Source organism: Streptomyces sp. NPDC051173, from assembly GCF_040689515.1.
Lineage (GTDB): Bacteria > Actinomycetota > Actinomycetes > Streptomycetales > Streptomycetaceae > Streptomyces.
Genome location: NZ_JBFBBD010000082.1, coordinates 20831 through 30623, shown reverse-complemented (window position 1 = coordinate 30623; position 9793 = coordinate 20831). Strand labels below are relative to the sequence as shown.

Annotated in this window: 7 protein-coding genes and 2 pseudogenes; 4 read left to right on the top strand and 5 right to left on the bottom strand. The window is 67.5% G+C overall.

Features of this window, described 5'->3' with window-relative positions:
* Positions 1–122: 122 nt before the first annotated feature.
* From AB0435_RS29255 to AB0435_RS29240, 4 genes are all read left to right on the top strand, one after another.
* On the top strand, positions 123–1880 hold the full coding sequence (locus AB0435_RS29255) for an SbcC/MukB-like Walker B domain-containing protein (protein ID WP_366428346.1): 1758 nt from the start codon (positions 123–125) through the stop codon (positions 1878–1880).
* Positions 1881–2074: 194 nt separating this feature from the next.
* The gene (locus AB0435_RS29250; RefSeq protein WP_366428345.1) at positions 2075–3670 is read left to right on the top strand and encodes a Mu transposase C-terminal domain-containing protein; all 1596 of its coding nucleotides are present in this window, start codon (positions 2075–2077) and stop codon (positions 3668–3670) included.
* Positions 3667–4440 carry an ATP-binding protein gene (locus tag AB0435_RS29245; protein WP_366428344.1) on the top strand — a complete coding sequence of 258 codons (774 nt, stop codon included), beginning with the start codon at positions 3667–3669 and terminating at the stop codon, positions 4438–4440. Before AB0435_RS29250 ends, AB0435_RS29245 begins: the two co-directional genes overlap by 4 nt.
* A gap of 108 nt (positions 4441–4548) precedes the next feature.
* Positions 4549–5583, top strand: coding sequence for a hypothetical protein (locus tag AB0435_RS29240; protein WP_366428343.1), 1035 nt, complete (start codon positions 4549–4551; stop codon positions 5581–5583).
* A gap of 166 nt (positions 5584–5749) precedes the next feature.
* Here the strand turns inward: AB0435_RS29240 and AB0435_RS29235 are convergent, their stop codons facing one another.
* The 5 genes and pseudogenes from AB0435_RS29235 to AB0435_RS29215 form a co-directional block, all read right to left on the bottom strand.
* Positions 5750–6025 carry a hypothetical protein gene (locus AB0435_RS29235; protein ID WP_366428342.1) on the bottom strand — a complete coding sequence of 92 codons (276 nt, stop codon included), beginning with the start codon at positions 6023–6025 and terminating at the stop codon, positions 5750–5752.
* A 405-nt stretch (positions 6026–6430) separates the two neighbouring features.
* Positions 6431–6673: pseudogene (locus tag AB0435_RS29230) on the bottom strand (integrase core domain-containing protein); the annotation flags it as partial.
* A gap of 60 nt (positions 6674–6733) precedes the next feature.
* A pseudogene (locus AB0435_RS29225) lies at positions 6734–6901 on the bottom strand (transposase); the annotation flags it as partial.
* Between the two features lie 423 nt (positions 6902–7324).
* Positions 7325–9016 carry a zinc-ribbon domain-containing protein gene (locus AB0435_RS29220; RefSeq protein ID WP_366004365.1) on the bottom strand — a complete coding sequence of 564 codons (1692 nt, stop codon included), beginning with the start codon at positions 9014–9016 and terminating at the stop codon, positions 7325–7327.
* A 2-nt stretch (positions 9017–9018) separates the two neighbouring features.
* Positions 9019–9645 (bottom strand): recombinase family protein, encoded by a 627-nt coding sequence (locus tag AB0435_RS29215; RefSeq protein ID WP_366004358.1) that lies wholly within the window; start codon positions 9643–9645, stop codon positions 9019–9021.
* Positions 9646–9793 lie beyond the last annotated feature (148 nt).

Sequence of the window (9793 nt, the reverse complement as noted above, 5' to 3'; positions counted from 1 at the left end):
AGCGCGCTGAAGCGGGGCGACGTGGTGGCCCCCGCCTTGGCCGGGACCCGCGGCCACTGACTCGCAGCCGTCCGCGCAGGGCCATCCAGCCGCTCCCGAAGGACTTCACTCCCCCGCCGCCCTTGGATGCCAAGGCCCTGGAACGGGCCAAGCGCACGGTCGGTACGCGTGCGGCCGCCCTCAACAAGGGGGTGAGCGCCCTGGCCGAAGCCACCTCTGCGTTGAGCACCGCCGAGAAGGCGCTTGAGCGCCACCGGCCCGAGCGTCTGGCCGTCGGTGAGCGCTTGGATGCATCCCTGCGCCGCGTCCACGACCTCATCGAGGCGCTGCGCTCCCACTGTGCTGCGGCCCCGTCCGCCGCCTTGGCGGCGATGGGCCAGGAGACCCTCGCGCGGGCTCGTGCGGTCAGCGAGCAGGAGCCCGTCAGCCGCGCCCAACTCACCAGCATCATCCGGGAGCTGGTGAAGCCGCTGCGTACGGTGGTGGAAGCCGAGGCCATCGCAGTCTTCACCCAGGCGAGGGAAAAGGCGGCGGCCCTGCGGGCGGAAAATGAAGCGGCCCGCGCCGAACTCAAGCGCCGCCGCAGCCGGCTGCAGCGTGAGCGCAAGCGTCTGGACAATGCCGTGGCGCAACACGAGAGCGACCTGCAGAACCTGGTAGGGCAGATCGCAGGTCTGCCGGCCTTGGTGCAGCCTGTCCAGGCCTCGCCCCCCGAACTGCCCGGTGCTTTGGACATCGCCCGCTCCCACCAGAAGGTCACTCAGCGCCTCGCGCAGCTCCAGAAGATCTCCGCTGGCCACGAGCAGACGCGCGAGGCGCTGGCGACCAACGTCGCAGAGCAGCGGGCTCTGGAAGACCGCCGCCAGCGCTCGGTCCACGCCCCGGTCCGCAAACTCGCCCATCAGCTGGAGCGGTGGGCGGACGCGACCACCCACGCCGCCGACATCCTCGGCAAGGACCTCCCCGGCGGGCTGCCCCCGGTGCCGGACGGAAGCGACCTGGCCGCCGCCGACGCCTACGCGGCTGCGTTGACGACACTGAGCCGCCGGCTGGCCGAGGACCTGAAGCAGTCCCGACGGCAGGCCGCCGAGGTATCCCGGGCGTTCAAGGAGGAACTCCTTGCCCAGGCTGGCGCCGACGCCACCGACGCCGACCCGGACCCCGGCTTTCCGCTGCCCCCTGACGGCGATCTGCTCGTGCCTGCCGCTCTCGATCCGCTCAGCCGCAAGACCAGCGCCGCAGAGACCGCCCACGACACAGCCATGGTCGAACTGCGCACCGTCCGGTCGCAGATCCCCTACGCCGAAGCACTGGACCAGGCCAAGGAGGCGGCCGAGCAGCAGATCACCGTCTGGAAGACGGTCAGCGGCCTGCTCACCGACGGCAACTTTCTGACCTATCTCACCAACCGGCGCACCCGCGCCCTGCTGATCCTCGGCAGCCGCATCCTGCAAGAACTCTCCGGCGGGGACTACGCGTTCGCCGAGAACTTCCAGATCCTGGATCGGCCCACGAACCTCGTCCGCGACCCGGAGACCCTCTCCGGCGGGGAAACCTTCCAGGCCTCCCTCGCTCTGGCCCTCGCGCTCGTCGAGCTGCACAGCCAAGGGCACCAGCGGGTGGAGAGCCTGTTCCTGGACGAGGGCTTCGCCTCGCTGGACTCCGAGCGCCTGGACGAGACCCTGGCCGTCCTGCGCAACAGCGCCGACAGGGACCAACTCATCGCCGTCATCAGCCACTTGTACCCGGTGGCCGAGGCGGTCGACGAGGTACTGCTGGTCACCAAGACCGACCAGGGGTCCACCAGCGCCTGGCTCTCCGAGGAGCAGCAACTCGACTTCGTCCGCGACGGAGTCCGACAGCTGGTGGAACACCTCTGAGCCACGCGCCAACGCGTCCAGCGCCCAGCCGGGCCGAAAGGGGACCCGCCGCGGGCTGCCTCTCGCACATGGCCCTGTGACGCGTACGCGGGCACATCCGCCGCACCGCGGGCCCCACTTTGGTGCACCCGCAGCAACTCCCTGAGCCCCCATCCCCCCACCCACGCTCTTGACCATGAAAGGGAGCGGACCGCATGAGCGGCTCCTGTCCACCCACCCCACACCCCAACCCACCAGTGCTCGCCGCCCGACTGGGGCGCGCGGCCGCCGTACCGCGGCTGATCGCGCTGGACCAGCACAATCAACTACTCACTGCCCATGTGAAACTGGCCGCGCACGCCCTGGGCCGCTCGGAGCGAACGGTGTGGCGGTGGCTGGCCGAAGCACGCAACACCGGCCGACACACCCCGCTTCCCCGGACACGGTTCACGATCACACCGGAAATCCGGCGGCTGCTGGCGCTGTGGGGCGGCAACGCCTCCGCCGTACACCGGGAACTGCGCCAGCGCGCCGCAGCCGATCCCCGGCTGAAGGTCCCGTCGCTGGCCACCCTGCACCGGGCACTGCGCCGGGACCTGACCCGTGGGGAGCGGGCCGGCCTCGCCCATGGGGAGGCGGCACGACGCGCCCACGACGTCTTCGGTGAGCGCCCGCCAACCGAACGCAACGCCGCGTGGGAAGGCGACCACAAATGCGTACCCGTGCAGGTGCAGCTCGAGGACGAGCTCGTGCAGCCCTGGGTAACCTGGTTCATCGACTGCGCGACCCGTGTCATCACCGGAGTGGCCGTCACCCCGCATGCGCCGAGCACCGACGCCGTGCTGGCCGCACTGCGCACAGCGTTGGACCGCACCGGGACGTTCGGTCCGGCCGGAGGACTGCCCGGCCTGGTCCGCGTGGACCGCGGCAAGGATTATCTGTCCGCCGCCGTGAACTCCGCGCTGGGCGCACTCGTCGTGCCCGTGGTGGACCTGCCGCCCTACACCCCCCATTTGAAAGGCAGCATCGAGGCCCTCAACCGTGCCGTGGAAGAGATGCTGTTCGTCTCGCTGCCCCGCTATACCCGCCAGCCCAAGCTGACCGGCAAGCGCACCGCAGACCCGGATGCGCCGGCGCTCACCTTCGAGGCTTTCGTCAAGCTGCTGCTGGACTGGGTCAAGTGGTGGAACACCGAACACAAGCCCAAACGCCTGGCCGGGCGCACCCCGATGGAGGCGTGGCGGGCGGACCCGACCCCCGTGTACGACGTGCCCGCCGAGCAGTTGGCCTTCTTCGGCCTTCAGGACGACGGCCGCACCCGCACCATCAGCACGCACGGCGTGCAGTGGCGCAACCGGCACTACATCGCCGCGTGGATGGTCGGCCTGGTCGGCACCCGGGTGATCCTGCGCTACCTGCCGCATCACGAGACCAGCATCGAGGTCTTCGACCTTCACGGCGCGCACCTGGGCCCGGCGTTCCTGGCCGGCGCCGCCACCCCCGAGCAGGTACGTCAGGTCCGAGGCGCCCGCACGGCCAAGGCCCGGCGGCTTCGCGCGGATGCGAAGGCGGCCGCCAAACTGCGCCGCGAACGCTTCGAAGCCGTCACTACTGCGGCTCCGCCCCAGCGGCTGCAGGCGCTGACCGAGCTGGAGGCCGAGACCGAACTGTCCAGTGCGGCCACTATGGACCTGTCCCGGCTGGCCAATCCCGGCTACATCCCGCACCGGCCGCCCTTCGATGACTGGGCCCGCCCCCTGCCGCCCAAGACCGCCCCCAACCACCCGGACGTCCTCCAGGAGGACGCGTGAACGGTGACATGGAATACGGCCGGCTCCCCGCGGAAGGCACCGACCACTTCCACCGCCTGGACGCCCATGTGGTCGCCACGGAAGCCCTGCTGACGACGGTGGACAACATTCAGGACACCATCGAGGCACAGGGCATGATGTGCGCCTTCGGATCATCCGGGTTCGGCAAGACGATGTCGGTGAACTCCGCACTGCGCAAACTCGCCCCCGACATCACCTACCGCCTGGAGCTGCGCTCCGGCCCCACCCCCAGAGACATCCGGCACGGCCTGTTCAGGGCCTTGGGCCTGCCCGGGGACCCGCCCACCCGGCCGATCGAATTCGACACCCTGCTCAAAGAAACGCTGTCCGAGACCTTCCGTGTCCTGGTGTGCGACGAGGCCCAGTGGATGGGGCGCAGCTCGTTCGAGTACTGGCGGCACCTGTGGGACGACCGCAACACCAAGATCACTGTGATCTTCGCCGGAGGTGACGGCTGCTTCAAGGTCCTCAAGCGTGAGCCAATGCTCGCCTCCAGGATCTTCATCTGGCAGAAGTTCACGCGCATGTCCGAAGACGAAGTCGTAGCCACCCTGCCAGCCTTCCACTCCCTCTGGTCCGGGGTGGACCCGCGCACGATCCGCGGTATCGACCGCGCCGCAGCACACGGCAACTTCCGCAACTGGGCCACCATCACCAGGCTCTTGCGCAACGGCATGAACAGGAAACAGCTGACCGAGATCAACGACAACCTCATCCGCTGGGTCTACAGCAAGCTCGCCGGCATGTAACCGCACACCGGCCGAGGATCCGTACGATCCGCGATCCCCGGCAGGCTCATCCCGACAGCCACACACGACAAAGCCCCCACAGACGGTGCTGACACGGAAAGGGAAGCGGTGACGCACGTACGGCACGGGCTGACGGTCGTCATCGACGATCAGGACGACTTCGCCTACACGCAGGCCGCCCTCCACGCGCACCAGCCCGGCCAAGGCCGCATCGCCGTGCAGCCGACCCCGGCCAGCAACCACCCCGCCGCCCTCGCCCACGACGTCCTCTACTCCCTGGGCAAGCGCCTGAGATCGGGCCCGGATTCCCCCGACGCGCGGCTGGACTCGGTGTGGCCCGCATGGCTCGCTGCAGCAGCGTGGAGCGCCGCGACCGGACTCCGGCATCTGGTGGTCACCCGTGCCCACCTGCTGAGCACCCCACGGCTAGAACAGCTCCTCACCTGGCGGGAGGCGGCCGGGATCCAGTTGACGGTGCTGTGGCAGACCTCCCCCCGGCGCATGCCCCCCGTGCTGGCCAGGATCGAACGGCGCCTCAGCGGACTCGCCCAACTCCGCACGGTGCTCGCCGAGCCGGGACCGGCACCCGCACGCCCGCACTTCCCGCCGCTGCCGACACTGCCGCAAACGCCAACTCCACTTCCCCCAGCGCCTCACGAGTCACAGACGCCGCCGAAGAGACCTGCACCCGTATCGCTGCCCGCGTCGCCGAGGTCCCGCGAGGCCTGCGCCGGAGCCGTCGCGGCAGCTCAATTTCTGTCTCCATCCCCCGCATTGACGGTCCATCCCCTGGACACCGCGTACCTGACCACTCTCGCCGACCCGCTCATCACCGGCGCCCTGAGCGTGCTCGCGTTCACCCCCAGCACCCAGATCGCCCTACGGTGCATCCGCGACATCGACCTCAGTAGTGACGTCACCCTGCTGCGTACCCACAGCCCCGGTCACCGGCACTGCCGCCTCCACGAAGTGCCCGCCTGGGCCCGCCCACTGCTGGCCGCAGCACGCGCCCACCACCGCCTCACAGATCGCCAGCCCGAGGAAGAGCTATTCACCCCGGGCCTATCCTTGGGTGCGAAGTGCCTCCGAGCCCATCGCGAACGTCTCTCCCAGCCTGACGCACGGGCCGCTATCCACCCTTGAGCCGCCGTTCCTCGCACCTACCGAATGCCAGCCCACCAGCGTCGACTCAGCACCGTCCCGGCCACGGAAACGCCAGCGTGGCCACCACCAGACGGGGCGTTCCGACCATAGAGGTCGTCATAGAAATGACATGGGGATTCATCACCAACGCCACTTCCGTTCCTCATCAACTGTCAGTACAGGAAACGAGACCAGCAGCCCTTACGCACTGACATCCCCATGACGAACCAGTACTGACACCGCCACGCAGACCACCACGGGTGTAGCGGCGCAGCGCCCGGTGCACACGGTCGCGCAGCTGGGCGTCGGTCAGTGTGGGCGCCTGCTCCTGGAGGTCGTCGAGGAGCAGGGCGGCGCGGGCCGCGCGGGACAGCGCGGCGTCGGCAAGGGGTCCTTCGGCGTAGCCGTCGCGTACGGACAGGCCGGGCTCGATGAAGGTCATGGCGGTGGATCCTTTCCGCCCGGCCGCGCTGGTCTCCCTGGTGGAGACGCGGTCGCGGGACCGGACGGGCGGGAACGTAGAGCACCGGGTTCGTTAGCGTCGCGTCCTGGCCGCCAGCCTCGGGCAACGAAGGAGACCTCTCCCCACGGCTATCGCGTGGGAAAGAGGTGTCGGCGGCGCGGAGGGGCTTGCCCACGGGTTCTGACCTGCGACAACGGGCGGTGTCCGATTCGCCGGGCTCCCACTCACGGTCACACCTTCGGTCCCCTGCCGTAAGCAACCCTCCAGGCAACCGTCCAGCCCCCTTCCGGTGCAACCCGCTACGTCGCCGCCACGGGCCGGGGAAGGCACGGCGTGGGCCAGTGAGGGGCCTCGCGTTTTCCGGACATGTATCTTCCGTTGATGTCACGCGACGATTCGCAACTTCTGGTACTCGGCGTGGACTTCGCGAGGCGGGCGGTAACCCACCGCCGAGTGAAGGCGCTTGCGATTGTACCAGAATTCTATATAGCGGGTGATGTCCTGGCGGGCCATCTCACGGGTCAGGTAAGTCACCCGTGATACACGCTCGTTCTTCAGCGCGCCGAAGAATGATTCGGCCATAGCGTTGTCAAAACAGATCCCGGTACGCCCAGCGGCCATCTCGACTTCCCTGACCCGGCGTTCGAGCTCTTTCAGACGTGCACGCTCGCTGAGGGTCAGCTCAGCATCGGCAGGAGGTTCATTCCGCTGCCTGTGCTTCTTCACCCAGCCACGAAGGGTCTCCGTGTTCAAATCCAGCTCACGAGCCGTATCGGAGATGGTTCTGCTCGATCGGAGTGCGATCTGTACTGCTTCCTCGCGAAACTCCGGGGTGTACTTGCTGGGTGGCGCCACTTTTGATTCCTCGTTTCCTGTTCAGGGCAACCCTATTGGGACCCTGTCCGGAAACTTCGGGGCGCCTCACTGCTGCCCCTCGGTCATGCGCTGTCTCCCCTCCACGATCAGGGCGTCACCCTACGGCGCCACCCGACTCCTGCGGGCGGGAACGGGCGAGGTCATACACAGTCGGGCGGTCTTCGGCCGCAACGTGTCCGGCTCCCGTGCGGTGTTTCATAGGTGACCCCCGTTTCAACACCGCGCCGCTGCGGCATCACCGCAGGTCGCCATGTTGCACAGGTCGTTTCCTTCCTCTTGACGGGTGAAACATACGCCTGAAACGATCTGGGCGTGAAACCCGACCCGTTGTCAGTTTCCGAAGTCGGCTGCACGGATGTCCGAAGTCGCCTGCACACGGCAGTGAACTTATTGGGCGGTCCATCATGAGCTGGACTGTCGTTGGCGTGGAGGGAAGCACTCGGGGCATCGCATGCCTGTCCCATTGCGCCGTGTCCGCTGATCCGGACTCGCGTCCCAGGCTCCCGGGCATGCAAGCTTGCTGCACTTCCACCGGCACTGCTTTGTCGAGCTTGGTTTTAGATCGACCGCAGTCCAGCCAGGATGGTCGACGACTTCAACGAGCTCAGCTGCGATTTGCGGGAACTTGTCCGCCAGAGACTTGCCGGGCTTTGGACGTACTACGGCAGCTACGGTCCTCTTGCGAGAACACGGCGGGCAGCCTCTGCCATCACTGACTCGGCCGCTCGGCTGCGCCGGCCACTCGTGTCCGCAGTCTTCATTCGGGCACTTCCACTGGCAAGGGTAGTTCGACTGCGGAAACAGGTCCCACGCGGTGAGTTCAGGACGGTCGATCACCTCGATCAGTTGGGCTGCTAGGTCCGGCCGTCGTTCGGCGAGGGACTCGCCCCGGCCCGGAACGCTCTTCGCCACTCCATTCTTGCGGCGAGCACAACGGTCACATCCGCTGCCCCGCAAAGTCCGGGTGCTTAGAGCTGTGGTCCATGTGTGATCGCAGTCCGCTGCTGAACATGCCCACCTGCACTCGTCGTTGCAGCCAGGGGTCATTCGGTCCAGGCCTCTGCTCGGGTTGGTGAGATTCTCGACGAACTCCTTGGCCAGATGCGGGGCCTCATCGAGCGCAGAGACATCGGGTTTCGCGACCGCCGCGTACCACAGCGCGGAGGCCGCGGTCAGCGCCTGCCTAACCTGAGCGGGATCGAGATCCTTCCACGGCCGGCCATAGCGCCGAAGTACATACCCGACAGCTTCTGCCCAGCCCTCGCGATCGACTACGGAACCGGCCTCATGATGAGTGAAGCCATCAATCGGGATGGGTGGAAGGCCGCTTTCCCGGATGCGCTCCACGTTGAATCCGGCTGCCAGCGCAGCCCGGGTCTTCGCGGTGTCCCGTACGAGGCTCGCTTCCTCGCCGTGGCTCCACTTGGGATCCAAGTCGATCACTAGTGGCACCTCGGGCACGAACAGGTCGAAGCGATCCAGCCGACGCCCTTTCAGGCGAACGCGATGATCCACCTTGACTTCGAGGCCGGAGGCCGCCTCCACGAGCATCGCGATCTCGACCTCGAACTTCGACCTGCCCTGAGCACTGCACTCCGGGCAGCCCCGCCCGTTCGTCCGATTGGCAACTGTGGCCGGGAAGACATGCTCATCCGGATTCACCGGACACGCCCACTCACAACGATCATGCGCCTGATGGCGAAAGGTGTCCGGGCCCCGGCCCGGACGTGTCAGATTCCTCACGAACTGCTTGGCCAGGTCAGGATTGACGTCCGCGAGCGACTCACCTGGCCCGGGAGCCCGATTCCGCCTCTCCCAGCATTTCGGACACCCTGTCGGCTTGTTCTTCCGGGCACGAAACTGAACCTTCGCTGACCACTCATGCCCGCAGCCCTCTGTTGAACAACGCCACCGACACAGGTCTGTCGAAGACCGGCCCATGTGTTCCAGTCGGGTCCCGGGATTCGTCAGGTTCTTCATGAACTCCCGGCGCAACCGGTCCTCAAATTTCCGAAGCGCGAAGTCATCGTTCACGTGAGCTCTGGCCACGGTCACGTCGTTGTCCGCAAGCTCGAACAGCTCGCCCTGGTGCATCGTCACGACGGCATCTCCTCGCTCTTCCAAGCACTCGACGCCGCGAGGTAGCGGTGCAGGGAGGTCTTGGGGATGCCGGTCTTGGCCGCGATCTGGCCGAGGCTGCTGCCCTGTTCCTTGAGGAGCTTGGCGTACTCGATCTTGTCGTCGGGGTGGGCGACGGGGCGGCCGATGCGGCGGCCGGCGGCTTCGGCGACGGCGCGGGCGTGGGCGGCGCGTTCGGCGGTGAAGGTGCGTTCCATCTCGGCGAAGAGGGCCAGCAGGAGGAAGGCGATGCGGCCCATTCCTTCGTCGGCGGTGTTGATCGGCAGCGGGTCGGCCAGGGAGCGCACACCGATGTTCCTCTCGCCCAGGTCGTGGACGAGGTTGAGGACTTCGCGCAGGTTCCGGCCGAGCCGGTCGAGGGTGTACACGACGACGGTGTCCCCGGGGCGGGCGTAGGCGAGCAGTTCGGCCAGGCCGGGGCGTTCCACGGTGGCGCCGCTCTTCTTGTCGACGTAGGTCCGTTCGTCGGGGATGCCCGCGGCGTTCAGCGCGTCGAGTTGGCGTTCCAGGCTCTGTTTGGTGGTGGAGACCCGGGCGTAGGCGAGTTCGAGCCCACCCGCGGGGTGGTGGTTGTCGGTTCCCATGGCCGGACCGTACCGGAAGTTGGCTCCGTGAGGGAGTTCCGGAACACCTTTTCTGGAACGACTTTCGGAACGGTCTGCGTGGCGATCCGCCCAGGACGCACGTCTCCTGACGGCCCGTCGGGCGCCCTGTTCCACTTCCATGGATGTG

Bases quoted from the DNA above. Each gene is read 5' to 3' on its own strand.
- AB0435_RS29250 (WP_366428345.1), top strand. From the start codon at position 2,075: ATGAGCGGCTCCTGTCCACCCACCCCACACCCCAACCCACCAGTGCTC.
- AB0435_RS29235 (WP_366428342.1), bottom strand. From the start codon at position 6,025: ATGACCTTCATCGAGCCCGGCCTGTCCGTACGCGACGGCTACGCCGAA.
- AB0435_RS29220 (WP_366004365.1), bottom strand. From the start codon at position 9,016: ATGCACCAGGGCGAGCTGTTCGAGCTTGCGGACAACGACGTGACCGTG.
- AB0435_RS29215 (WP_366004358.1), bottom strand. From the start codon at position 9,645: ATGGGAACCGACAACCACCACCCCGCGGGTGGGCTCGAACTCGCCTAC.